The organism is Variovorax sp. Varisp53 (assembly GCF_059491555.1).
The window spans coordinates 278,496-300,923 of sequence record NZ_CP168512.1; the positions used below are offsets into that span (position 1 = coordinate 278,496).

A 22,428-nucleotide genomic window follows, 5' to 3' on the forward strand; every position below is an offset into this window, starting at 1 on the left:
GCTGGTGTTGCCCCCGGAGAGGGGGTGGGAGGCCACACGAAGTGGGCAAGCCTGGGGGTGAGCTTCATCTTGCTCCTCGTTCGCGGGCGGCGCGGCCCGGCAGGTTGTCGATGACAAGGTTGACCGAGATGGTCAGGCTCGCGATGGCCAGCGCCGGCACGATCACCGAGGCGCCGCCCATGGCCAATGCGCCGATGTTCTCTCGCACCAGCGAGCCCCAGTCGGCGGCCGGCGGCTGGATGCCGAGGCCGAGGAAGCTCAGGCTCGCCAGCAGCAGCACGGTGTAGACGAAGCGCAGGCCGAGGTCGGCCAGCATCGGCCCGAGGATGTTGGGCAGGATCTCGCGCAGCATGATGTAGAGCGTGCCCTCGCCGCGCGTGCGCGCCACGGTCACGTAGTCGAGCGCGTTGATGTTGACGGCCAGCGAGCGTGCGATGCGATAGGCGCCCGGCACGTAGATGATGGCCGCCGTCACGACCAGCATCGGCACCGAGGAGCCGAAGCCCGCCACCATGATGAGCGCGAACATCTTGCTCGGTATCGCGGTCAGCGTGTCGAGGCAGCGGCTCAGCAGCGTGTCGGTCCAGCGACCGCTGGCCGCGGCCAGCAGCGCCAGCGTGGTGCCGGTGCCGCTGGCCAGCAGCGTGGCGAGCAGAGCGACGCCGACCGTGTAGCGCGCGCCTTCGACGATCAACGCCAGCATGTCGCGTCCGAGGTAGTCGGTGCCCAGCCAGTGCGCCGCGCTCATGGGCGCGAAGACGCTGTTGCCGCCCATGTTGCCCGAGGAGTGCGACAGCAGCCAGGGCCCGAGCGCGGCCGCGAGCAGCCAGAACAGCAGCACTACGAGGCCCAGCAGGCCGGAGACGCCGAAGCCGCGAAGCCAGCGCAGCGGATGCCGCCCGCGTTGCTCGCTCGGCGCTGCGACGGCGGTGGCCGTGGCGCCCAGGGCCGATGAGGAGGTGGAGGTTTCCATGGGGCTTGCCTCAGCGGTGGCGCAGTCGGGGGTTGGCGACGATGCCGCAGATGTCGGCCGCCGTCACGAGGATCAGGTAGCCGGCGCAGAAGATCATGGCGCAGGTCTGCACCAGCGGCATGTCGCGTTGCGAGACGCCGTCGACCATCAGCTTGGCGATGCCGGGATAGTTGAAGATCGTCTCGACGATGATCACGCCGCCCAGCAGGTACGACAGGCTCAGCGCCACCGCATTCGCGATCGGGCCGACCGCGTTGGGCAGCGCATGCGCCAGCACCATGCGCATCGGCGAGGCGCCCTTGAGCCGCACCATCTCGATGTAGGGCGCCTCGAGCTGGTCGATCACCGCGGCGCGCGTCATGCGCATCATCTGCGCGACGATCACGCAGCACAGCACCAGCACCGGCATTGCGAAGGCGCGCAGCAGCTGGCCGACCGACTCGATCTCGTTCACGAAGGAGAGCGCCGGCAGCCAGCGCAGCTTGACCGCGAACACCAGCACCGCGAGCGTCGCGACCAGGAACTCCGGCACCGACACCACCGCCACCGCCGACGTGGAAGCCGCGCGGTCGAACCAGGAGCCGCGCCACACGGCCGAGGCGATGCCCAGCGCCAGCGCGATCGGAACCGAGAACAGGGCCGTCACGGCCGCGAGCAGCAGCGAGTTGGGCAGGCGGCTTGCCACCAGCTCCGACACCGGCATCTGCGTGGTGGCCGAGCGGCCGAGGTCGCCCTTGGCCATGCCGAGCAGCCATTGCGCGTAGCGCTGCGGCGCCGGCACGTCCAGCCCCATCTGCGTGCGCAGTGCGGCCAGTGCCTCGGGCGTGGCTTCCTGGCCGAGCTGCTCCTGGGCCGCATCGCCCGGCAGCACGGCGGTGATCGAAAACACGATCACCGACACCGCCAGGAGCGACAGCAGCGCCAGCGCGATGCGCTGGACGAGGAGCTTGAGGATCACATGGTTCATGAAGAATGTTCCGGCGCGCGGATCAGGCTTCCAGCCACACGTTCTCGGCGAAGTTGTAGCCCATCAGTCCGCCCAGCGGAATCGGCGACAGCCCCTTGAGCTTGGAGGTATGGCCGTCGATGCTGGCAAGGAACAGCGGGATGCCGATGCCGGCGTCCTGGTGGATCATGGTCTGCATGTCGGCGTACATCTGCTTGCGCTTGGCCAGGTCGGTCTCGGCGCGCGAGGCCAGCAGCAGCTGGTCGAACTTCTCGCTCTTCCAGCGCGACTCGTTCCAGGCCGCACCCGACTGGAAGAACTGCGTCAGCAGCACGTCGGCGCTCGGGCGCGGGTTGACGTTGCCGAAGCCCACCGGGCTGTTGAGCCAGTGGTTAGACCAGTAGCCGTCGGCCGGCATGCGCTTGATGTCGATCTCCAGGCCCGCGCGCTGCGCGGTCTGCTGCAGCATCAGCGCCATCTCCACCGAGTAGAGCGCCGCCGGCGAAGCCACCATCGGCACCTTGCCGGTCACGCCGGACTTCTGCAGGTGGAACTTGGCCTTGTCGAGGTCGAACGGGCGCTGCGGCAGGCCCGCGAAGTGGAAGCGGTTGGTCGGATCGATCGGCTGGTCGTTGCCGAGCACGGCGTAGTCGAGCGCGATGGTCTTCTTCATCTGCGCACGGTCGAACATGTACTTCATCGCGAGCACGAAGTCGGGGTTGGCGCCGGGGCCCGTGTCCTTGCGCATGATGAGGTCGGAGTACTGGCCCGACTGGGTGAGGAAGATGCCGAACCCGGGCGTGCCCTTCACGCGCTCCACCGAGCGCGGATTGACCGAGCCCACGAGGTCCATGCCGCCGGACAGCAGCGCGTTGACGCGCGCGCTCTCGTCGCCGATGCCCACGAACTCGATCTCGTCGAGGTAGGGCTTGCCGGGTTTCCAGTAGGCGTCGTTGCGCACCATCAGCGAACGCACGCCGGGCTTGAATTCCTTGAGCTTGTACGGGCCGGTGCCGATGCCTGCGTTGAAGTCGGTGGTGCCTTCCTTGACGATCTGGAAGTGGAAGGTGCCCAGGATCACCGGCAGGTCGGCGTTCGGCGCGCTGAGCACCATCGTCACCTCGTTCGGGCCGCTGGCCTTGACGCTCTCGATCTGGTCGGCGAGCACCTTGGCCTTGGAGGCGGTGGCGGGGTCCTTGTGGCGCATGACCGAGAACACGACGTCGGCGGGCGAGAGCGCCTTACCATCATGGAACACCACGCCCTTGCGCAGCGTGAAGACCCAGGTCTTCGCGTCCTTGGTGGTGAACGATTCGGCCAGCGCGGGCTGCGGCGAGAGGCTGCCGTCGAGCGAGGTGAGGCCGTTGTAGACCATGTTGCAGCGCGAGTAGTCGGTCTGGTTCGACTGCTTGGCCGGATCGAGTGTGTCGGTCGCCGCGGCGGTGGCGCCGGCCACCCGCAGGCGGCCGCCCTTCCTGGGCGTCTGCGCATGGGCGGACATTGCCGCGCCCGCGATGCCGCCGGCCAGCGTGGCCTGCATGCCGCCGGCCATCAGCATCGAAAGGATGTCGCGCCGTGTGGCGCCGCGCTTGAGCGACTCCATCACGCGCAGGCTTTCGCCGGGGCCGACGAGTCTGTCGAAACTCTTGTTGCTGCTGTCGTTCATGATGAAGTGCTCCTGGGACCGTGGGTTGGAAAAAAATCGAACGCGTGTTGCGGGACTGCGGGCCCTCAGGCCAGCCTGTCCTTGAGCCGGTAATACAAGCCCACCGCCGGCAGGAACCATGGCGGGCCGAAGTGGCCGGGAATGGCTGGCCAGTCGCGGCCCTGCCAGGGGTTGGCGGCCGCGTCGCCGTTCATCACGGCGGCCATGCGTTCGCCCATGTGGACCGACATCTGCGTGCCGTGTCCGCTGTAGCCCATCGCGTAGTAGAGGCCGTTGCGCTCGCCGGCATGCGGCAGGCGGTCCTGCGTCATGTCGACCAGTCCGCCCCAGCAATAGTCGAGCCGCACCGCGCCGAGCTGCGGAAAGGTCTCGGCCAGTCCCGCGCGCAGGATGTCGCCGCTCGCGGCATCCGACTGCGGGCTGGAAATCGCGAAGCGCGCGCGTCCGCCGAACACCAGCCGGTGATCGGCCGTGAGCCTGAAGTAGTGGTGGATGTTCGCGATGGTCGTGTAGGTGCGCCGGGCCGCGAGCAGCGCCTGTGCGCGCTCCGCGCCGAGCGGTTCGGTGACCACGATGAAGCTGCCGATCGGCACGATGCGCCGGCGCAGCCAGCCGAAGCTGCCGTAGCCGCCATGGCGCGTCGCGCCCGTGGCCAGCAGCACCTGCTGCGCCGTGACCACGCCGCGCGCGGTGTGCAGCCGGTGGGCATGGCCCTGGCCCAGGCGTTCGATGCGGCGCACTTCCGTGCCCGTGTGGATCGCGGCGCCGTTGCGCTGCGCGGCTGCTGCCAGCCCGTGTGCGAAGCGGCCCATGTGCATCTGCGCGCTGCGCTTGTAGAGCAGGCCGCCGTGGAAGCGCTCGCTCTGCACCTCGGCGCGCACGCGCGATGCGTCGAGGATCTCGACGTCGCTGTCCACGCCATCGTCGATCAGGCGTTGCACACTGCGTTCGAGCGCGGCCATCTGGTTGGGGCGCGTGGCGAGCTTGAGCTTGCCGTGGCGCATGAAGTCGCAGTCGATGGCCTCGTCGCGCACCAGCCGCGCCACCGTGTCGACCGCGTCGTCGTAGGCGTTGTACCAGCCGCGCGCCCGCTCGACGCCGACCTTGGCCGCCACATCGGCGTAGTCGACCGCGAGGCCGTTGTTGACATGCCCGCCATTGCGCCCCGAGGCTTCGGCCGCCACGCGCGGGCCGGCTTCCAGCACCGCGACCCGGGCGCCGCGCCTGGCCATTGCCAGTGCGGCCGAAAGGCCGGTGAAGCCGCCGCCGACGATCGCGACATCGACCTGCGCCGGCAGCTCCTGCGGCGCGGCCAGAAACGCGGGGGCCGAATCGGTCCAGTAGGAGTCGAGCTTCATGGCATCCGGCCCACGCAGGAGCGAGCCGGCATGCCGTGGCGATCGAGGGCGATTTGCCTGGGGCGGGGGCTCATGGTTTCAGGTTCCTTGGACGACAAATGCGACAAGCTCATGACGAAGTGATTGCAGCACGCAGCCGTGCCGCAGGTATAGGGAAATACGGCATCCGGCGCATGAAAGCTGCGGTTTGGAGGGGGTGCGGCGGCATGCCGTGCGGTCTGCCCCTGGCGCGTGCGGCCATGCACCTCGGTGCGTCGCGGCGAAGTCGATCGGCACGCTTTTGAAGCGCAGGCCGGCATCGGGGACGAGGCGTCCGCCGATGAACTGCCCCGAAGGCACGTGGATCTCGAGCGGGTCGAAGACTTGCATGGGAAGAATGGAAGGAGGCCGCGATGGCACCGGAGGAAGGACGGACGATGCTAGGCAGGTTGGCACGGCATTTGTGTGCGTAAGCGACCCCGTGGCGGCAGCGAATTGCAAAACCCGGGCCCCTGGCAGGCGAAGCTTGCGAGTTGCGCCGGCACGCGATTTCGGTCTGGCATCGGGCGCCGATGTCGTCCAAGATGCAAGGGACATCCCCTTCGCTATAGAGACCTTGCCATGCCCGATCAGACCCCGAATGCACCCGACGACGGCGTGGTGCTCCGACCGATGACGTCCGCCGACTTGCCTTCCACGCATGCGTTGTCGGCCCAGTTGCGCTGGCCGCACCGGCTGGCCGACTGGGCGCAGGTGTTCGCGCATGCCGAGGGCATCGTGGCCGAGCGCGACGGCGAGATCGTCGCCACCGCACAGCGCTGGCACTGGGGCGAGCGCCACGCCACCATCGGCCTCGTGATCGTGACGCCGGCCTGCCAGGGCCGGCGCATCGGGCACAGGCTGATGAGCGCGATGCTCGAAGGCCTGGAGGAACATACGGTGCTGCTGCATGCCACCGCCGAAGGGCGCGGCCTGTACGAGCGGCTGGGCTTCGTGCGCACGGGTGAACTGAGGCAGCACCAGGGCATCGCGCAGCCGGCGCCGCTGGTTGCGCTGCAGCCGGGCTGGCGCCTGCGGCCCGCCGGCCTGAACGAGACGGCCACCCTGCAGGCGCTCGACGCTGCGGCGCGCGGCATGCCGCGCGATGCGCTGATCGCCGACCTGCTGGCCAACGCCGATGCCTGCGTGGTGCTCGACCACGACAACGAAGCGCGCGGCTTCGCGATGCTGCGCCGCTTCGGGCGCGGGCATGTCATCGGGCCTGTGGTTGCACCCGACCTCGACGGCGCGAAGGCGCTGATCGCGCATCTCGCCAGCGTCAACGCCGGGCACTTCACGCGCATCGACATCGACTTCGACAGCGGGCTGGCCGAGTGCCTGGAGAGCATCGGGCTGCTGCGCGTCGATGCGCCTACGACGATGGTGCGTGGTGTGCCGCTGGTTAGGCCGGCTGGCGGGCCTTCGCTCTTTGCTGTTGTTACTCAGGCTGTTGGGTGAAGGCTTGCTTTTCGGTGGGGCGATCACGCCGACGGGGTACCTTGCTCCGCGAATGTCCCCCGGCCTGCGGCCTCCTCCTTTATTTCGCTGCGCAAGGCACCCCGCCGTCGTGATCGTTCAGAGCACTTGTCGATCGGCCGCGAACCAGCAGCGTGCCCTCGTGCACAGGGCGTCGGGTGCTCCCCGCAGCGAAATAAAGGAGGAGCGAAGCGGGGGACATTCGCGGAGGGGAGTACCCGACGGCCTGTGCACGCACCCCGAACAACAGCGCCCGAATCGCACCCACAAACAAAACCCATGACCACCACCTTCCTCTACAAATCCGACCCCGTGCGAGGCCGCCTGTGGGCCGAAGTGTTCCGCCGCCGCGCACCCGATATCGACTTCCGCATCTGGCCCGACATCGGCGATCCCGCGCAGGTACGCTTTCTCGCCGCCTGGGAGCCGCCGGACGATCTGGCGGCGCGCTTTCCGAATCTCGAAGTTCTGTTCTCCTCGGGCGCGGGCGTCGACCAGTTCGACTTTGCCGCGCTGCCGCCCGTGCTGCCCGTGGTGCGCATGGTGGAGCCCGGCATCGTGGGCGGCATGGTCGAGTACGTGACGCATGCGGTGCTCGGCCTGCATCGCGACATGCCGCAGTACAGGCGCCAGCAGCAAGAAGGGCAGTGGAAGCCGCTGCCGGTGCGGCCCGCGGGTGAACGGCGCGTCGGCGTGCTCGGGCTCGGCTCGCTCGGGCAGGCCGTGCTGGGGCAGTTCGTCGGCATGGGTTTCGATTGCGCGGGATGGAGCCGCTCGCGGCACGCGGTCGACGGCGTGCAATGCCATGCCGGTGCCGACGAGCTGCCGGCCTTTCTTGCGCGCACTGACATCCTCGTGTGCCTGCTGCCGCTGACCGATTCGACGCGCGGCTTCCTCGACGCGCGGCTGTTCTCGATGCTGCCTGCCGGTGCGGGCCTGGTGCATGTGGGCCGCGGCCCGCAGCTCGTCGACACCGACCTGCTGGCCGCGCTTGCCAGTGGCCAGGTCGGCGATGCCGTGCTCGACGTGACCGACCCCGAACCGCTGCCGCCGGCGCACGCCTTCTGGCGCCATCCGCATGTGCAGCTCACGCCGCACATCGCGAGCATGACGCAGCCGCTCAGTGCCGCCGAAGCGGTGCTCGACAACGTGCAGCGCTTCGCCGCGGGCGAGCCCATGGTCGGGCTGGTCGATCGCCAGAAGGGGTACTGAGCGCGAGTTGCCGGAGGCAGGCCGCATGAGCCGCCGCACGATCTGCTGTCGCGGCACGCACAACGGCAGCGTGCTTCGTGCAGAGGCCTCAAAGCAGCACCAGGCCGAGGGTCGCGCATCCTAAGCTGAGGGCATCGAAAGCCTCCTTCGCCACCAGCTTCCTCCGGACACAGCCCATGACGCATCCCACCGCATTGCCTCACCAAGCCGCGCTCGACGCGATCGATCGTGCGCACCTGATCCACCCCGTCTCGCCCTGGCGCGTGCACGAGCAGCGCGGCCCCACCGTGCTGGCCTCGGGCCGCGGCGCCTGGCTGACCGACAGCAATGGCCACGAGCTGCTCGATGCCTTCGCCGGCCTGTGGTGCGTGAACGTGGGCTATGGACAGGAGAGCGTGGTGCAGGCCGCGGCCGAGCAGATGCGCCGGCTGCCCTACGCGACCGGCTACTTTCATTTCAGCAGCGAGCCGGCGATCCGCCTTGCCGAAAAGCTGGTGCAGATCACGCCCGCATCGCTGACCCGCGTGTACCTCACGCTGGGCGGCTCCGAGGCGGTCGATGCCGCCGTGCGCTTCATCGTGCAGTACTACAACGCGACCGGCCGGCCGTCGAAGAAGCATTTCATCGCGCTGGAGCGCGGCTACCACGGCTCGTCGTCCACCGGCGCGGGCCTGACCGCGTTGCCGGCCTTCCACCGAGGATTCGACCTGCCGCTGCCCACGCAGCACTACATTCCTTCGCCGAATCCTTACCGCCAGCCGGACGGGGCCGACGCGCAGTCATTGATCGCCGCATCGGTCGCGGCCCTGCGCGCCAAGGTGGCCGAGCTGGGCGCGGACAACGTGGCCGCGTTCTTCTGCGAGCCGATCCAGGGCTCGGGCGGCGTCATCGTGCCGCCCAAGGGCTGGCTCAAGGCCATGCGCGAGGCTGCGCGCGAGCTCGACATCCTCTTCGTGGTGGACGAGGTCATCACCGGCTTCGGCCGCACTGGCCCGATGTTCGCGTGCGAGGCCGAAGGCGTGGAGCCCGATCTCATGACCATGGCCAAGGGCCTGACCGCCGGCTACGTGCCGATGGGCGCCACGATGATGTCGGAGAAGGTCTATGCCGGCATCGCCGACGGCGTGCCCGAAGGCGCCCTGGTCGGGCATGGCGCGACCTATTCGGCGCACCCGGTCAGCGCCGCGGTCGCGCTCGAGGTGCTGCGGCTCTACGAAGAGGGCGGCGTGCTCGCCAACGGCCAGCGCGGTGCGGCGCACTTTGCGGCCGGGCTCGACGCGCTGCGTACCCATCCGCTGGTGGGCGATGCCCGCCACCGCGGCCTGCTGGGCGCACTGGAACTGGTGAGCGACAAGGCGAGCAAGCGCGGCTTCGACGCATCGCTCGGACTGCCCGAGCGCATCTTCGCCGCCGCCTACCGCAACGGCCTGGTGTTCCGCTCCTTCGGCGATCACATCCTCGGCTTCGCGCCCGCGCTCACCGTCACCGAGGACGAGTTCGCGCAGCTGTTCGCGCGGCTGAGGAAGACGCTCGACGAAGTGCTCGACGCGCCCGACGTGCGCGCCGCACTGGCGGCCTGAACAAACCGGCGCATAAAAGCTCCGCAAGACCGGGCGGCGACGCAGAATCAGACTTTCCTTCTCTCCAGGCACCGCGATGTCAGAAGCTTTCAAGATCGACCGACTCGACCTGCGCATCCTGGCCCAGCTGCAGAAGAACGGGCGCATGACCAACGTCGACCTGGCCGATGCGGTCGGGTTGTCGCCCAGCCCCTGCCTGATCCGCGTGAAGCGGCTGGAGCAAGCCGGCTACATCGCGGGCTACGGCGCGCACCTGCGGCTCGAAAAGCTCGGCGACACGCTGACCGTGTTCACCGAGGTCACGCTGTCGGACCACCACCGCGAGGACTTCGTGCGCTTCGAGGCCGCGATCCGCGAGGTCGACGAGGTGCTCGAATGCCACCTGGTCAGCGGCGGCTACGACTACCTGCTGCGCTTCCTCACGCGCGGCGTGAATCACTACCAGGAAGTGATCGAGGGGCTGCTCGAACGCAACATCGGCATCGCGAAGTACTTCAGCTACATCGTCATCAAGTCGCCGTTCATCAAGACGCACTGTCCGATCGAACGGCTTTTTCCCCACGAGCGCTGACCGGCGCCTTCATCCGTCCATGCCCGAAACCCAGCCTCCCTCTGCTTTGCCCACCCGCTTCGTGCGGCTCGCGGAGACCGACCGGCCCGCGTTGACCCTGCACATCGATGGTGAGGCCCGCACCGCGCTGGCCGGCGACACCCTGCTGGTGGCGCTGCTGAGCAACGGACGGCGCGTGCGCGACAGCGAGTTCGGCGACGGGCCGCGCGCCGGCTTCTGCCTGATGGGCGCCTGCCAGGATTGCTGGGTGTGGACGCCGACGGGCGAGCGGCTGCGCGCCTGCTCGACGCCCGTCGAGGCGGGGATGTCGGTGCTCACGCGGCCGCCCGCGGCTCATTGGCCCGCCACGCCCGACCTGCAGCAGCTGCTGGCGCGCGGCGCCGCGGCGGCCGTGCGGTGAGCGCGATGCCGCCAGCTTCGCCTTCGCCACGCATCGTCGTGGTCGGCACCGGCCCCGCGGGCGTGCGCGCCGCGCAGGCGCTGGTGCGCGCCTGCGTGCGGCCCGTGGTGGTGGATGAAGGCCGGCGCGACGGCGGACAGATCTACCGCCGCCAGCCCGAAGGCTTCAAGCGGCCCTATGCCAAGCTCTACGGCACCGAAGCCGCGAAGGCACAGGCGCTGCACCATGATTTCGATGCACTGCGCGCCCACATCGACTACCGCGGCGAGACGCTGGCCTGGAACGTGAGCGAGGGCGCGCTGCACGTCGTGCATGCCGGCGAACCGCAGGTGCTGCCGTTCGATGCCTTGCTGGTCTGCAGCGGCGCGACCGACCGCCTGATGCCCGTGGCGGGCTGGCACCGCGCCGGCTGCTACAGCCTGGGCGCCTCGCAGATCGCGCTGAAGGCGCAGGCCTGCGCCATCGGTTCGCGCGTGGTCTTCATGGGCAGTGGCCCGCTGCTGTATCTCGTGGCGTCGCAGTACGTGCAGGCCGGCGCGCAGGTGGCGGCGGTGCTCGATACCGCGCCGGCCGCCAAGTCTTGGAGTGCCGTGCGCGGGCTGCTCGCGCGGCCGCGGCTGGCGCTGCGCGGGCTCGCTCTGATCCGCGGGCTGCGCAGTGCAGGTGTGCCGGTGCTGCAAGGCGTGGTGCCGCTCGCCATCGATGGCGACGACAGCCTCGGCGTGCAGGCCGTGGCCGTGCGCGATGCCCAGGGGCGCGAGCAGCGCTTCGCGTGCGATGCCGTCGGCCTTGGCTGGCACCTGCGCGCCGAGACGCAGCTGGCCGATCTCGCGCGCTGCGAGTTCGACTTCGAACCCGTGAGCCGGCAGTGGCTGCCGCGCATCGATGCCGACGGCCGCAGCAGCACGCGCGGCGTGTACCTGGCTGGTGACGGCGTCCGCATCCTCGGTGCCGACGGCGCCGAGGCCGCCGGCCGGCTGGCCGCGCTTGCGGCGCTGGCCGACCTCGGCCATGCGACGGGCCGCGCGCTCTACGACGCGGAGTCCGCCGCGCTGCGCCGCACGCTGGCGCAGATGAACCGCTTCCGCGAAGGACTGGCGCGCGCCTTTCCGTGGCCGCATGCGCAGGCCGCAGCATTGCCCGACGAGGCGGTCGTGTGCCGCTGCGAAGCCGTGACGGCGGGCGAACTGCGCCGCTGCGTCAACGAGATGGACAGCCACGAAGTCAATCGCGCCAAGGCCTTCAGCCGTGTCGGCATGGGGCGCTGCCAGGGCCGCTTCTGCGGCCATGCGTCGGCGGAGATCGTGGCGCAGGCCAGCGGCGTGCCGGTGCAGCTGGTGGGCCGCCTGCGTTCGCAGGCGCCGGTCAAGCCATTGATGATGAATACGCGCGAGGTGAGTCCATGAGCGAAACCACCCACACCGACGTGCTGGTGCTCGGCGGTGGCCTGATGGGCACCACCGCCGCCTTCTTCCTGCGCCGCCAGCACGGCCTGTCGGTCACGCTGCTCGAGCGCGAACTGGTCGGCCGCCAGGCCAGCGGCACCAACTTCGGCAACGTGCGCCGCCAGGGCCGCGTGCTGGCGCAGATGCCGCTGGCCAACCGCGCGCGCGCCGTCTGGGGCCGCGTGAACGAACTGCTCGGCGAGGACCTGGAGTTCGTGCCCTACGGCCACCTGCGCGTCTGCTACACCGAGCAGCAGGCCGCGGTGCTCGAGCAGCACGCGAGAGACGTGAAGCCGCTGGGCCTCGACCTGGAGCTCTTCAGCGCCGCGCAGCTGCGCAAGCGCTGGGGCATCTTCGCGCCCGAGGTGGTGAGCGGTTCGCTGTCGCCGAACGACGGCCATGCCAATCCGCGCCTGGCCGGACCGGCCTTCGCGCGGGCGGCGCGGCGCGCGGGCGCGAATATCGTCGAGCATGCCGAGGTGATGAAGGTCGAGCGTGACGGCGGGGGCTTCGCGGCGCACACCGCGGACGGCCGGCGCTTTCGCGCGCCGCAGCTGCTCGTGGCCTGCGGCGCCTGGTCGAACCGCATGGCCGAGCAGTTCGGCGAGCCCGTGCCGATGGAGGCGCGCGGACCGCAGATGGGCGTGACCGAGCCGCTGCCCTATGCGATCGGTCCGTCGATCGGCGTCTCCTCGCCGATCGAGCAGGAGGGGATGTACTTCCGCCAGATCTCGCGCGGCAACATCGTCTTCGGCGGCGGCTTCAAGGGGCCGGCGCACGCCGACCGTATCCGCGCCTACGTCAAGCCCGACAACGTGCTGCGCCAGATGCGCGAACTGCGCCGCGTGGTGCCGGCGTTCGAACACGTGCAGCTGATCCGCGTGTGGAGCGGCATCGAGGGCTACATGGCCGACTGGCAGCCGGTGATGGGCCCCAGCGCCCGCGTGCCTGGCCTGCACTACGCCTTCGGCTTCTGCGGCGAGGGCTTCGCGATCAGCCCCGGCGTGGGCGAGACCATGGCCGAGCTGATCGCCACCGGCCGCACGTCGACGCCGATCGAGAGCTTCTCCATCGGGCGCTTTGCGGCGGATTCGCAGAAACGGGCGGCTTGAAAGAAGCGATCGCCGGCATGACCGGCGATCGCGCCAGACTCAGAGACCGACCAGCGCCGGCAGGCCACCGATGTCGGAGATCTCGGTCGTGCCGTAGGCTGGAACACCGGGTTCGTGCTTGCGATTGACGAAAGCCTTGTCCTTGATGCCCACGTCGCGCGCCGACATGTGGTCGTAGCGCATCGACGACGACACGTGCAGGAAGTCTTCCGGCTTCGCATTCAACGAGTCGATCATGTATTCGAAGGCGCGCAGGCGGGGCTTGTAGGCCTTGGCCTGCTGCGCCGTATAGACCCGGTGGAAGGGCACGCCGAGCAGCTTCACGTTGTGCACGAGCTGCGCGTCCATGGCGTTCGAGATGATCACCAGCGGGATCTTGTCGGCGATCCTGGCCAGGCCCGCCGTCACGTCCGGGTGCGGGCCCCAGGTGGGCACGGCGTTGTAGATCTCCGAGACGTCGGCCTCGCGAAACGGCACGCCCCAGCGGTTGCAGGTGCGCAGGACCGAGTTGTAGACGACGTCGTAGTAGGGCTGCCAGTCGCCCAGCACCTCGTCGAGCCGGTAGGCCGCGAAGTCCTGGCAGAACTGTTCGATGTTTTCCGGGCTGACGCGGTCGGCGAAGAGCCTGCGCGCCATCGGTGCCATCTGGAAGTTAGTGAGGGTGCCGTAGCAATCGAAGCTGATGTACTTGGGCCGGAAGACAGTGGTCATGGAAGCTCCTTTTGAGAATTCGAAACGCGACATTGGGATGGATCGATGGTATGCAGCGTGCTCTCGGGTTCAGTACCGATTTGCCCCGCCGAATCAGGACGCTGAGCCTTTTTGCACCAGGGTTTTGGCATAAATCCGCATGCGGCTTGCGAAGCGCCGCCGGCCTCAATAGCCCCGGTTGCGGTCCACCACATCACGCAGTCCTTCGCCGCGCAGATGGCTGCGCAGGTTCGCGAGCATGATGGGCGCGGCCGTGTCGGGCTGGGTCATGCTGGCGACGTGCGGCGTGACGAGCACGCGTGGATGGCTCCAGAAGCGATGCTCCGGTGGCAAGGGTTCGGGGTCCGTCACGTCGACGATGGCGCGCGACAGATGGCCGCTGTCGAGCGCTGACAGCAGCGCCGCCTGGTCGAGATGCCCACCCCTGCCGACATTGATGACGCTCGCGCCGCGAGGCAGGGCGGCGAAGAGCCGCGCGTCGAGGATTCCGCGCGTTGCATCGGTGAGCGGCAGCAGGCAGACAAGGACGTCGCACTGGCCGAGGAATTCATCGAGCGTGTGCTCGCCCGCATGGCAGGCGACGCCCGCGATGTTCTTTTGCGAGCGGTTCCAGCCGCGCAGGCGAAAGCCGAAGGCCGAGAGCCGCTGCAGCACGGCCTGACCCAGCACCCCGAGTCCCATGACGCCGATCGTGCGGCTCGAGGCGGGCGGCACCTCGAGCGGATTCCAGGTGCCCGAAGGCTGCATCGCGACATAGTCGAAGAAGTCGCGGTGCAGTGCGAGGACCGTCAGCGTCACGTACTCGACCATGCCGTCCACGATGCCCGGCTCTACCATGCGCACGATCTGTACGTGCTCGGGAACGGACGGCAGGTCGATATGGTCGATGCCTGCGCCCGAGGAGAACAGCACCTTCAGGTTCGGCAGCGATGCGATGAACCCGGCGGGCGCGGCCCAGGACACCAGGTATTCGATCTCTTCGAGATCGCCGGCATCGGGCCAGGTACGGAAGTCGATGTCGGGCGCGTTGTCCTTGAAGAAGCTCGCCCAGGCCGCTGCGCGCGCGGCGTCGGACCGGTAGAGCACGCTCATGGCTTTCTCCGTTCCATGCGAGTCACCAGCCGCCGACCCAGCCGTCGAAGAGGCCTTCGGGCAGGTTGTCGGTGCTGGCGCCGAGCAGGAAGTCGAAGTCGCAGCCCTTGTGCGCCTGCTCGACATGGTTGTTGTAGAGCTTGCGATAGCCGCGCACATGCACCTCTTCGCGCGCGGCCCATGCGGCGCGGCGCTTGTGCATCTCTTCATTGCTGACCAGCAGGTCGAGGCGGCGCCGGGCGACGTCCAGCTCGATCATGTCGCCGGTCTGCACCAGGGCCAGAGGGCCACCGACCGCCGCTTCCGGCGAGACGTGCAGGATGGCCGTGCCGTAGGCCGTACCGCTCATGCGCGCATCCGATATCCGGACCATGTCGCGGATGCCGCGCTCCATCAGGCGGCGCGGAATGGGCAGCATGCCCCATTCGGGCATGGCCGCGCCCTTGGGGCCGACATTGCGAAGCACGAGGATGCTGTTCTCGTCAATCCCGAGCGCCGGGTCGTCGATCGTGTCCGCCAGGGACTGCACATCCTCGAACACGACCGCGCGTCCCTTGTGCTGGAACAGTGCAGGATCGGCCGCGGCCGACTTGATGACCGCGCCGTCGGGCGCCAGGCTGCCCTTGACGACGATCAGGCTCTCGCCCGGCCGAACGGGCCGGTGGCGCGGCCGGATGACGTCGTCGTCGGTGATCTCGGCGGCGTCCGCGATCTCACCGATCGTTCGGCCTTCGATCGTGCGCGCATCCAGATGAAGCAGCGGCAACAGTTCCTTGAAGAGGCCGGGCACGCCGCCGGCCATCATCAGCCGTTCGGTCAGGTGCTTGCCGGCGGGCTGGACGTTGGTGATCAACGGAACCCTGCGGGCGATCTCGTCGAAGCGGTCGAGTTGCAGCGGCACTCCCACGCGCCCCGCCAGCGCCAGCAGATGGATGACGACGTTGGTCGAGCCGCCGATCGCACACAGCAGGCTGATGGCGTTGTCGAACGCGCGGTGGTCCAGGATGTCCTTGGGTGTCGGTCCGCCCGAGCGCGCCAGGTCGACGGCGCGGCGGCCCACCTGCTTGGCGAACTGGCCGCGGCGCGCGTCGGTGGACGGCACCAGGCTCGAGCCGGAAAGCGCCAGTCCCAGCGCCTCGGTGACGATCGACATGGACGAGGCGGTTCCCATCTCGGCGCAGTGACCCGGCGAGCCCATGACGTTGCGCTCGAAGGTCTCGAACGCCTTGTCGGGCACGGCACCCGCGCGCATCTGGTCGACGAATTTCCATACCCCGTTCGCGGTCGCCAGCTCGCCGCCGGCCATCGACCGCGGCGTGGCCGGCCCGCTGTTGAGAACGATCGCGGGCACATTGGCGCTCGCAGCGCCCATCAGGAGGCCGGGCTGCGTCTTGTCGCAACCGCTCAGCAGCACCACGGCATCGAGCGGATAGGCGCGGATGGTTTCCTCGGCCTCCATGGCCAGCAGGTTGCGGAAGGGAAAGGAAGTCGGCTTGATCAGGTTCTCGCTGATCGACATCATCGGAACCTCGAGCGGAATGCCGCCCGCTTCCAGGATGCCTTCCCGCACCTTCACCGCGAGCGTGCGCAGGCTGAGGTTGCACGGGTTGAGATCGGACCAGGTGTTCAGGATGCCGACCACCGGCCGCTGCATGAGGTCGTCCCGCGTCCAGCCGTCCATTGCGAGCGTCGACCGGTGGATGAAGCCGGGGAGGTCGTTCTTGCGGAACCACCGGGCGCTGCGCAGTTGCGCGCCTTCGTTTTCGTCCATGCTCAGCGCCCCGCCTCGACCGCATCGGCCAGTTCGGCCAGCGTATGGAAGTGATGGTTGGGCACGGTGTGCTTCGACTCGATGGTGCCGCCGGAGCCCTTCTGCGCGTGGCGGCGCTCGATCCAGCAGGTGGCGATGCCGAGCTGCTTCGCGATGCCGATGTCGTGGTACTGGCTTTGCGCCACGTGCAGGTTGTCGGCCTGCTTGAACCCCCACGCGCCTTCGAAGCGGCCGCGGGCGTAGGCGAAGTAGCGCGCGTCGGGCTTCTCGCACAGTGCATCGTCGCAGCTCAGCAGCATGTCGAAGGGCGAGCCCAGGGTCTTGTCGAAATGCGCCAGCGCCCAGGCCTGCGCATTGGTCATCGTCACCAGCTTGAAGCGCTTGCCGAGCCGCTTCAGCGCTTCCACCGAATCGGGGAACGCGGGCCACTCGGCAACCGAGTCGCGCAGGCCCTTCGCAATGGCCTCCGTGTCGGGCAGGCCCAGCGCGGGGGCGATGGCGTGCCAGCAGCGCTCGAGGTCGTCGGGGTACCAGCCGGCGCTGCCATCGGCGCGGGCTCGCCGGTAGGCGGCGAGGAAGTCGTCATCGCTCACATCGGCATCGGGCGCCGCGCTACGCAGGTAGGCGAGCATGCCGCCCTCGAAGTCGATCAGCGTGCCGACGACGTCGAAGGTGAGGACCTTGAAATCTTGCAGTGACATGGGAAAGCTCCAGGGATGAAGAGAGAGTTCATCGAGCATAGGAGCGCTCCCTGCCTGCGCAGGCCCGAACTGGGGCCGCGCTACGGCACAGGATGTCGTTGTCGGCGCCGGGCCGGCATCTTCTTGCGCGGGCGGTTCAGTTCCCGCCGGCGTGGCCCTTGTGTTGCGGCAGGTCGTCCGTGATCGTGAACCACGGCGCCTTCGAGCCGACGAAGATGTGCGCGCTCGGCCGGACGGTGGGCGTGTCGACCAGCGTGCCCAGCGTGACGTGCACGAACTGCCCGTCGCGCACGACCGAGCACAGCAGCGAGCCGCACTTCGCGCAGTGCAGGTCGCCCGCGTCAGGCTTGCCGTAGATCGTGATGCCGTCCTCGCCCTGCGTGATGGCGAACTTGCCGCGCTCGATGCCCGCGAAGGGCTTGAAGGCCGAGCCGGTCGCGCGCCGGCAATCGGAGCAGTGGCAGTTCAGCGCGTAGGCAAATTCATCCGCCACCGCGTAGTGGACCGCGCCGCACAGGCATCTGCCGGCGAGCATGCGCGGCCGGGAGTTCAACCCGCCAGGCCCACGAACACGTTCTGCACGTCGTCGTTCGCGTCGATGGCCGCGAGGAAGGTTTCGACTTCTTCCAGCGCCTCGGCGCTCAGGCTCGCCGGATCGATCGGGTTCTTGGGCTTGTAGCCCAGCTTGGCCGACAGCACGGTGAAGCCTTGCGCGGGCAGGGCGCGGCTCACGAGGTCCAGATCGGTGGGGTCGGTGAGGAAGACGGCGGGGTGGTCCTCGCCGGCCGGTTCGAAGTCTTGCGCGCCGGCTTCGATGGCGGCCACTTCGGGGTCGGCGTCGGGCCTGGCGGGTTCGGCTTCGATCATGCCGACGTGGTCGAAGTCCCACGACACGGAGCCCGAGGTGCCCAGCTGGCCCTTGCGGAACAGCACGCGCATTTCAGGCGCGGTGCGGTTCACGTTGTCGGTCAGGCACTCGACCATCACCGGCACGCGGTGCGGCGCGAAGCCTTCGTAGATGACGTGCTCATAGTGAACGGACTCGCCCGTGAGGCCCGCGCCTTTCTTGATGGCGCGGTCGAGCGTGTCCTTGGGCATCGAGACCTTGCGGGCCTGCTCCACCACCAGCCGCAGGCGCGCGTTGGAGGCCGGGTCGGCACCGCTGCGCGCGGCCACCAGGATTTCCTTGACGAGCTTGCTGAACAGCCGGCCCTTGGCGTTGGCTGCCAGATCCTTGTGCTTTGCTTTCCATTGAGCGCCCATGTCTGTTTCCTTGAATGTGTGTTGCGGCCGTGTCTGGCAGGCTCTTGGCTCTTTGCAGAAAGAAGGGCTGGATGACCGGATCGGGGCGACTACTGTAGCCTTCTTCCCATGACCTCTTCACGAGCCACACCGTACTCCACGCCGTTCGAGTCAGGCAACGGCAACCAGACCACCACCTGGGCGGAATGCATCGCCTTCTACGAGCAGCTGGCCAGGGATTTCCCCGGCGTGCTGCACTGGGGCGAGATCGGCACTTCGGACACCGGCGCTCCGCTCCATGCGGGCGTGGTCACGGCCGACGGCGTGTTCGACCGCGAAACGCTCAAGCGGCAGGGCCGCCCCGTGTTCTTCAACAACAACGGCATCCACCCCGGCGAGCCCGAGGGCATCGACACCTGCATGGCGCTGGTGCGCGACTTCTGCACGCAGCCTGAGAGGCTGGCCGCGCTGGGCAAGACGGTGTTCCTCTTCATCCCGGTCTACAACGTGGACGGCTGCATCAACCGCCAGGACACCTCGCGCGTGAACCAGCTCGGCCCCGAGTCGTTCGGTTTCCGCGGCAACGGCCGGCATCTCGACCTGAACCGCGATTTCATCAAGTGCGACAGCCTCGCCGCGCAGGTGTTCAACAAGTTCTTCACCGCGTGGGACCCGGACGTGATGGTCGACACCCACACCTCCAACGGCGCGGACTACAGCTACACCATGACGCTGATCCCGACCCAGCCAGACAAGCTGGGCGGCGGGCTGGGACAGTTCCTGCGCGAGAGCATGCTGCCGGCGATCTACGGCGGCATGGACCGGCGCGGCTGGCCAACCTGCCCGTACGTGAACCTGCTGGCCGAGACGCCGGACGACGGCATCGAGGATTTCCTCGACCTGCCACGCTTTTCCACCGGCTATGCCGCGCTGCACCACACCATCGGCTTCATGCCCGAGACCCACATGCTCAAGCCCTTTGCCGACCGCGTGGCTGCCATGCGGACGCTGGTCGAGGTGGTGCTGGAGTTCACCGTGGGGCATGCGGCGCGCATTCAGGAACTGCGCCGCGAGGCCGGGCCGCCGCGGCGCAACAGGCGCGCTGGCCGCTGGTATGGCACAACGACCGCAGCCGGCCGGCGAGCCTGCGCTTCAAGGGCTATCGCGCGGTTCGCACGCCCAGCCAACTGGGTACTTATGAGCGCCTGGCCTACGACCGCGGCCAGCCTTGGGAGAAGGACATCGTGCACTTCGACCGCTGCGTCGAAGTCGCGTCCGTCACCGCGCCCAAGGCCTATCTCGTGCCCCGGGCCTGGCGCGAAGTGATCGAGCGGCTGGCGTGGAATGGCGTCGAGTTGCAGCGTCTCGAAGCGGACCGGCTGTTCGATGCGGCGCGCGTGTATCGCATCCAGAGCGTGGCCTCCCGTGCGAACGCCTACGAAGGGCACATGTTCCATGACGAGGTGGTGCTCGCAGCGCACTCCGAGGCCTTCCAGGCGCATGCGGGCGACGTGTGGGTACCGCTGGACCAGGCCAATGCCCGCTACGTGGTCGAGACGCTGGAGCCCGAAGCCCACGACAGCTTCTTCCGCTGGGGCTTCTTCAACAGCGTGCTGGAGAAGAAGGAGAACTTCTCGGCCTACGTCTTCGAGGACACCGCGCTTCGGATGCTGGAGGAAGAACCCGCGCTGAAGCGGCAGTTCGAGCAATGGAAGGCCGATCACCCCGACAAGCTGTCCGATCCGCAAGCGGTACTGGGTTTTCTCTTCGCCCACGGACAGCGCCATGCGGAGCCCGGGTGGCGGCGCTATCCGGTGGTGGCGTTGATGGCTTCCTGAGCGGCACAGAGCGCGACAGGAGCAAGTTTTTCCAAGTCCTGGAAGCGGGGCGTCCTTATGCTGCAGTCATTCCACAACGCCTTCGGGCCATCGCACATGCATTCCTCCGAATCGTCACGGCAGCAAGCCGACATCTTTCATCGCCTGCACGCCGGGCCCGACCCATTGGTGCTGGTGAACGCCTGGGACGCCGCCAGCGCCCGCATCGTCGAGCGCGCCGGGGCCACGGCCATCGGCACCACCAGCGCGGGCATGGCCTGGTCGCTCGGCTACGCGGACGGCGAGCGCATGCCGGCCAGCGAGTTGCTCGCGGCCTGTGCGCGCATCTGCCGCGTGGCGGGCGTGCCGGTGAGCGTCGACATCGAAAGCGGCTTCGGCGACAGCGCGCAGGCGGTGTGCGGCGTGGCGGGCGCGCTGATCGACATGGGCGCGGCCGGCATCAACATCGAGGACGGCACGCGGCCGGGCACGCGCGAGCTGGCGTCGCCGGAGGTGTTGTGCGAGCGCATCGCCGCCATCCGCAAGCTGGATGCACGCTTCTTCATCAACGCGCGCACCGACGCCTACTTCGTGCCCTGGGACGACCCGCCGCCGCGTAGAGCCGCGCGCGGCGGCGGGTGCCGACGGCATCTTCGTGCCAGGCATGTCCAGCCTCGAAGAGATCGCCGGCATGGCCGGTGCGGTGAGCCTGCCTGTGAACGTGTACGCGGGCTATGCCGGTGCGCCGCCGGCCGAGGGCTTTGCGCGTGCCGGCGCGCGGCGCATCAGCCTCGGCTGCGGCCCGCTGCAGTCGGCGCTGGGGCTGGTCGGCCGCATCGCCAGGGAGGCCTTCGAGCATGGCCGCTTCGGCGCGATGGGCGAGGGCATGCTGTCGGTCGGCGAGATCAACGGGCTCTTCGTCGCCACGCCCTGAGCCCGGCGCCGCAAGGGCGCGTTCGGGTACAGTGGGCGCCCCTTGCCGCAGCCGACCCCGCCCGAACCCGATTCCCCGCACAGCATCCGCCTCGAAGCGGTGACGCTGGTGCGCGGCAGCCAGCATGTCTTCGAGGGGCTGACGCTCCACCTGCAGGAGGCGCGCATCGGCCTGATCGGCGACAACGGGGCGGGCAAGAGCAGCCTGTTTCGTCTGATCAGCGGGCTCGACCAGCCGCAGCAGGGCCGGGTGGTCGTGCATGGCTGCGACACGCAGGCCGACCGCAGGCAGCTGTCGAAGCACGTGGGGCTGATGTTCCAGAACCCCGACGACCAGATCATCTTTCCGACCGTGGCCGAGGAGCTGGCCTTCAGCCTCACCGCGCGCGGCGAAACGCGGCAGGCCGCGCGGCAGCAGGCGCGCGAATTTCTTGCGCGGCGCGGGCTCGAGGCCTGGGCCGCTCGCGCCGTGGGCGAGCTGAGCCAGGGGCAGCGCCAGCAGGTGTGCCTGCTGGCCTTGCAGATCAGCGAGCCCGCCACGCTGCTGCTCGACGAGCCCTTCGCCAGCCTCGACCTGCTGAGCCAGGCGCGGCTGGCCGCGCAGCTCGACGCCAGCGATCACCAGATCCTCGTGTCCACGCACCTGCTCGAACACGTCTACGACTTCGAGCGCGTGCTGTGGCTCGAACAGGGCAGAGTGCGCGCCGACGGGCCGGGCCGCGAGGTGTGCGAGGCCTATGCCGAGAACGTGCGCGAGCGCGCCGCGTCGGAGCGGGGCCGCCGTGCGTAGCCTGTACTCGGAGCAGCCGACGTGGATGCATGCGATCGCGGCGTGGGTCAAGCTCGCGCTGCTGTCGGTGTGCGGCACGCTGCTGGTGCTGGTCGAACGGCCGGTGCACCTGGCCGTCGCATGTGCGGTGGTGCTGCTGATCTTCGGCTCGCTCGGACCGCCCGCGTGGCGCCGCGTGCGCATGCTGCTCGGCGTGGCGATCGCCGGCGGGATGATCGTCGGCTTCCACTGGGCGATGGGCACGACCCCGCTCGGCGTGGCCAGCGCGCTGCGCCTTGCCAGCGCGGCCACGCTGGCGCTGATGCTCACGCTGACCACGCGCTTCGAAGACCTGCTGGCGGTGCTCGAGGCCGTGCTGCACCCGTTGCAGCGCTTCGGTGTGCCGACCGAGCGGATCGCGCTCGGCCTTGGCCTGATGCTGCGCTTCGCCGAGAATTTCTACGTGCAGTGGCAGCGCCTCGACGATGCCTACCGCGCGCGCGCAGGCCACGGCGGCGGCCTGCGGCTGCTGGCGCCGCTGACCATCCGCACGCTGCAGACGGCGGAGCGCGTGGCCGATGCGCTGGCCGCTCGGCTCGGGCGCTGAACTCCGGTCCTATTCTTCGAAAGCAATC

General features: G+C 68.9%; 21 protein-coding genes and 2 pseudogenes. 12 read left to right on the top strand and 11 right to left on the bottom strand.

What is annotated here, in order from left to right; genetic code table 11:
- Positions 1–64: 64 nt before the first annotated feature.
- The 5 genes from ACEOAB_RS01230 to ACEOAB_RS01250 all read right to left on the bottom strand — a co-directional run bounded on the left by ACEOAB_RS01230 (position 65) and on the right by ACEOAB_RS01250 (position 5,312).
- Positions 65–973, bottom strand: coding sequence for an ABC transporter permease (locus ACEOAB_RS01230; RefSeq protein WP_413749502.1), 909 nt, complete (start codon positions 971–973; stop codon positions 65–67).
- Between the two features lie 10 nt (positions 974–983).
- Positions 984–1,940: an ABC transporter permease gene (locus tag ACEOAB_RS01235; protein ID WP_413749503.1), complete on the bottom strand. Its 957-nt coding sequence runs from the start codon at positions 1,938–1,940 to the stop codon at positions 984–986.
- Between the two features lie 22 nt (positions 1,941–1,962).
- The gene (locus tag ACEOAB_RS01240; protein ID WP_413749504.1) at positions 1,963–3,585 is read right to left on the bottom strand and encodes an ABC transporter substrate-binding protein; all 1,623 of its coding nucleotides are present in this window, start codon (positions 3,583–3,585) and stop codon (positions 1,963–1,965) included.
- Positions 3,586–3,650: 65 nt separating this feature from the next.
- Positions 3,651–4,943, bottom strand: a complete 1,293-nt coding sequence (locus ACEOAB_RS01245) for an NAD(P)/FAD-dependent oxidoreductase (protein ID WP_413749505.1) — start codon at positions 4,941–4,943, stop codon at positions 3,651–3,653.
- 78 nt (positions 4,944–5,021) lie between these two features.
- Complete coding sequence (locus tag ACEOAB_RS01250) at positions 5,022–5,312, bottom strand: hypothetical protein (RefSeq protein WP_157609950.1); 291 nt, start codon at positions 5,310–5,312, stop codon at positions 5,022–5,024.
- Positions 5,313–5,543: 231 nt separating this feature from the next.
- On the opposite strand from ACEOAB_RS01250, the gene ACEOAB_RS01255 reads away from it, so the two are divergent.
- From ACEOAB_RS01255 to ACEOAB_RS01285, 7 genes are all read left to right on the top strand, one after another.
- Positions 5,544–6,419, top strand: a complete 876-nt coding sequence (locus ACEOAB_RS01255; protein WP_413749506.1) for a GNAT family N-acetyltransferase — start codon at positions 5,544–5,546, stop codon at positions 6,417–6,419.
- Between the two features lie 297 nt (positions 6,420–6,716).
- Entirely contained in the window at positions 6,717–7,649 is a 933-nt protein-coding gene (locus ACEOAB_RS01260; protein ID WP_413751151.1) for a 2-hydroxyacid dehydrogenase, read from the top strand.
- Between the two features lie 176 nt (positions 7,650–7,825).
- Entirely contained in the window at positions 7,826–9,229 is a 1,404-nt protein-coding gene (locus tag ACEOAB_RS01265; RefSeq protein WP_413751152.1) for an aspartate aminotransferase family protein, read from the top strand.
- A gap of 76 nt (positions 9,230–9,305) precedes the next feature.
- Positions 9,306–9,800 carry an Lrp/AsnC family transcriptional regulator gene (locus ACEOAB_RS01270; protein ID WP_007828485.1) on the top strand — a complete coding sequence of 165 codons (495 nt, stop codon included), beginning with the start codon at positions 9,306–9,308 and terminating at the stop codon, positions 9,798–9,800.
- Positions 9,801–9,819: 19 nt separating this feature from the next.
- Entirely contained in the window at positions 9,820–10,200 is a 381-nt protein-coding gene (locus ACEOAB_RS01275) for a (2Fe-2S)-binding protein (RefSeq protein WP_495653383.1), read from the top strand.
- Positions 10,201–10,205: 5 nt separating this feature from the next.
- Positions 10,206–11,606, top strand: coding sequence for an FAD/NAD(P)-dependent oxidoreductase (locus tag ACEOAB_RS01280; RefSeq protein ID WP_495653384.1), 1,401 nt, complete (start codon positions 10,206–10,208; stop codon positions 11,604–11,606).
- On the top strand, positions 11,603–12,757 hold the full coding sequence (locus ACEOAB_RS01285) for an NAD(P)/FAD-dependent oxidoreductase (protein WP_495653385.1): 1,155 nt from the start codon (positions 11,603–11,605) through the stop codon (positions 12,755–12,757). Before ACEOAB_RS01280 ends, ACEOAB_RS01285 begins: the two co-directional genes overlap by 4 nt.
- A gap of 39 nt (positions 12,758–12,796) precedes the next feature.
- Here the strand turns inward: ACEOAB_RS01285 and ACEOAB_RS01290 are convergent, their stop codons facing one another.
- The 6 genes from ACEOAB_RS01290 to ACEOAB_RS01315 all read right to left on the bottom strand — a co-directional run bounded on the left by ACEOAB_RS01290 (position 12,797) and on the right by ACEOAB_RS01315 (position 18,295).
- Positions 12,797–13,468: a haloacid dehalogenase type II gene (locus ACEOAB_RS01290; RefSeq protein WP_056588526.1), complete on the bottom strand. Its 672-nt coding sequence runs from the start codon at positions 13,466–13,468 to the stop codon at positions 12,797–12,799.
- A gap of 165 nt (positions 13,469–13,633) precedes the next feature.
- Positions 13,634–14,560 carry a 2-hydroxyacid dehydrogenase gene (locus tag ACEOAB_RS01295; protein WP_413750256.1) on the bottom strand — a complete coding sequence of 309 codons (927 nt, stop codon included), beginning with the start codon at positions 14,558–14,560 and terminating at the stop codon, positions 13,634–13,636.
- A 22-nt stretch (positions 14,561–14,582) separates the two neighbouring features.
- Positions 14,583–16,331: a dihydroxy-acid dehydratase gene (locus ACEOAB_RS01300; protein WP_413750257.1), complete on the bottom strand. Its 1,749-nt coding sequence runs from the start codon at positions 16,329–16,331 to the stop codon at positions 14,583–14,585.
- A 2-nt stretch (positions 16,332–16,333) separates the two neighbouring features.
- Complete coding sequence (locus ACEOAB_RS01305; protein WP_413750258.1) at positions 16,334–17,032, bottom strand: HAD-IA family hydrolase; 699 nt, start codon at positions 17,030–17,032, stop codon at positions 16,334–16,336.
- 136 nt (positions 17,033–17,168) lie between these two features.
- The gene (locus ACEOAB_RS01310) at positions 17,169–17,567 is read right to left on the bottom strand and encodes a GFA family protein (protein ID WP_413750259.1); all 399 of its coding nucleotides are present in this window, start codon (positions 17,565–17,567) and stop codon (positions 17,169–17,171) included.
- A 14-nt stretch (positions 17,568–17,581) separates the two neighbouring features.
- Positions 17,582–18,295, bottom strand: a complete 714-nt coding sequence (locus tag ACEOAB_RS01315) for a YebC/PmpR family DNA-binding transcriptional regulator (RefSeq protein ID WP_413750260.1) — start codon at positions 18,293–18,295, stop codon at positions 17,582–17,584.
- Positions 18,296–18,403: 108 nt separating this feature from the next.
- Here ACEOAB_RS01315 and ACEOAB_RS01320 point away from each other — a divergent pair.
- The 5 genes and pseudogenes from ACEOAB_RS01320 to ACEOAB_RS01340 all read left to right on the top strand — a co-directional run bounded on the left by ACEOAB_RS01320 (position 18,404) and on the right by ACEOAB_RS01340 (position 22,400).
- Positions 18,404–20,112: pseudogene (locus ACEOAB_RS01320) on the top strand (M14 family zinc carboxypeptidase).
- 96 nt (positions 20,113–20,208) lie between these two features.
- Positions 20,209–20,625 (top strand): annotated as a pseudogene (locus ACEOAB_RS01325) (isocitrate lyase/phosphoenolpyruvate mutase family protein); the annotation flags it as partial.
- A gap of 130 nt (positions 20,626–20,755) precedes the next feature.
- Positions 20,756–21,025 (top strand): hypothetical protein, encoded by a 270-nt coding sequence (locus tag ACEOAB_RS01330; RefSeq protein ID WP_495653386.1) that lies wholly within the window; start codon positions 20,756–20,758, stop codon positions 21,023–21,025.
- Between the two features lie 42 nt (positions 21,026–21,067).
- Positions 21,068–21,814: an energy-coupling factor ABC transporter ATP-binding protein gene (locus ACEOAB_RS01335; protein WP_495653387.1), complete on the top strand. Its 747-nt coding sequence runs from the start codon at positions 21,068–21,070 to the stop codon at positions 21,812–21,814.
- Positions 21,807–22,400, top strand: a complete 594-nt coding sequence (locus tag ACEOAB_RS01340) for an energy-coupling factor transporter transmembrane component T family protein (RefSeq protein ID WP_413751366.1) — start codon at positions 21,807–21,809, stop codon at positions 22,398–22,400. Before ACEOAB_RS01335 ends, ACEOAB_RS01340 begins: the two co-directional genes overlap by 8 nt.
- Positions 22,401–22,428: the final 28 nt, after the last annotated feature.

Excerpts from the sequence above, each read along its gene's own strand:
- ACEOAB_RS01230 (WP_413749502.1), bottom strand. The coding sequence starts at position 973 with ATGGAAACCTCCACCTCCTCATCGGCCCTGGGCGCCACGGCCACCGCC.
- ACEOAB_RS01235 (WP_413749503.1), bottom strand. The coding sequence starts at position 1,940 with ATGAACCATGTGATCCTCAAGCTCCTCGTCCAGCGCATCGCGCTGGCG.
- ACEOAB_RS01240 (WP_413749504.1), bottom strand. The coding sequence starts at position 3,585 with ATGAACGACAGCAGCAACAAGAGTTTCGACAGACTCGTCGGCCCCGGC.
- ACEOAB_RS01245 (WP_413749505.1), bottom strand. The coding sequence starts at position 4,943 with ATGAAGCTCGACTCCTACTGGACCGATTCGGCCCCCGCGTTTCTGGCC.
- ACEOAB_RS01250 (WP_157609950.1), bottom strand. The coding sequence starts at position 5,312 with ATGCAAGTCTTCGACCCGCTCGAGATCCACGTGCCTTCGGGGCAGTTC.
- ACEOAB_RS01255 (WP_413749506.1), top strand. The coding sequence starts at position 5,544 with ATGCCCGATCAGACCCCGAATGCACCCGACGACGGCGTGGTGCTCCGA.
- ACEOAB_RS01260 (WP_413751151.1), top strand. The coding sequence starts at position 6,717 with ATGACCACCACCTTCCTCTACAAATCCGACCCCGTGCGAGGCCGCCTG.
- ACEOAB_RS01265 (WP_413751152.1), top strand. The coding sequence starts at position 7,826 with ATGACGCATCCCACCGCATTGCCTCACCAAGCCGCGCTCGACGCGATC.
- ACEOAB_RS01270 (WP_007828485.1), top strand. The coding sequence starts at position 9,306 with ATGTCAGAAGCTTTCAAGATCGACCGACTCGACCTGCGCATCCTGGCC.
- ACEOAB_RS01275 (WP_495653383.1), top strand. The coding sequence starts at position 9,820 with ATGCCCGAAACCCAGCCTCCCTCTGCTTTGCCCACCCGCTTCGTGCGG.
- ACEOAB_RS01280 (WP_495653384.1), top strand. The coding sequence starts at position 10,206 with ATGCCGCCAGCTTCGCCTTCGCCACGCATCGTCGTGGTCGGCACCGGC.
- ACEOAB_RS01285 (WP_495653385.1), top strand. The coding sequence starts at position 11,603 with ATGAGCGAAACCACCCACACCGACGTGCTGGTGCTCGGCGGTGGCCTG.
- ACEOAB_RS01290 (WP_056588526.1), bottom strand. The coding sequence starts at position 13,468 with ATGACCACTGTCTTCCGGCCCAAGTACATCAGCTTCGATTGCTACGGC.
- ACEOAB_RS01295 (WP_413750256.1), bottom strand. The coding sequence starts at position 14,560 with ATGAGCGTGCTCTACCGGTCCGACGCCGCGCGCGCAGCGGCCTGGGCG.
- ACEOAB_RS01300 (WP_413750257.1), bottom strand. The coding sequence starts at position 16,331 with ATGGACGAAAACGAAGGCGCGCAACTGCGCAGCGCCCGGTGGTTCCGC.
- ACEOAB_RS01305 (WP_413750258.1), bottom strand. The coding sequence starts at position 17,032 with ATGTCACTGCAAGATTTCAAGGTCCTCACCTTCGACGTCGTCGGCACG.
- ACEOAB_RS01310 (WP_413750259.1), bottom strand. The coding sequence starts at position 17,567 with ATGCTCGCCGGCAGATGCCTGTGCGGCGCGGTCCACTACGCGGTGGCG.
- ACEOAB_RS01315 (WP_413750260.1), bottom strand. The coding sequence starts at position 18,295 with ATGGGCGCTCAATGGAAAGCAAAGCACAAGGATCTGGCAGCCAACGCC.
- ACEOAB_RS01330 (WP_495653386.1), top strand. The coding sequence starts at position 20,756 with ATGTCCAGCCTCGAAGAGATCGCCGGCATGGCCGGTGCGGTGAGCCTG.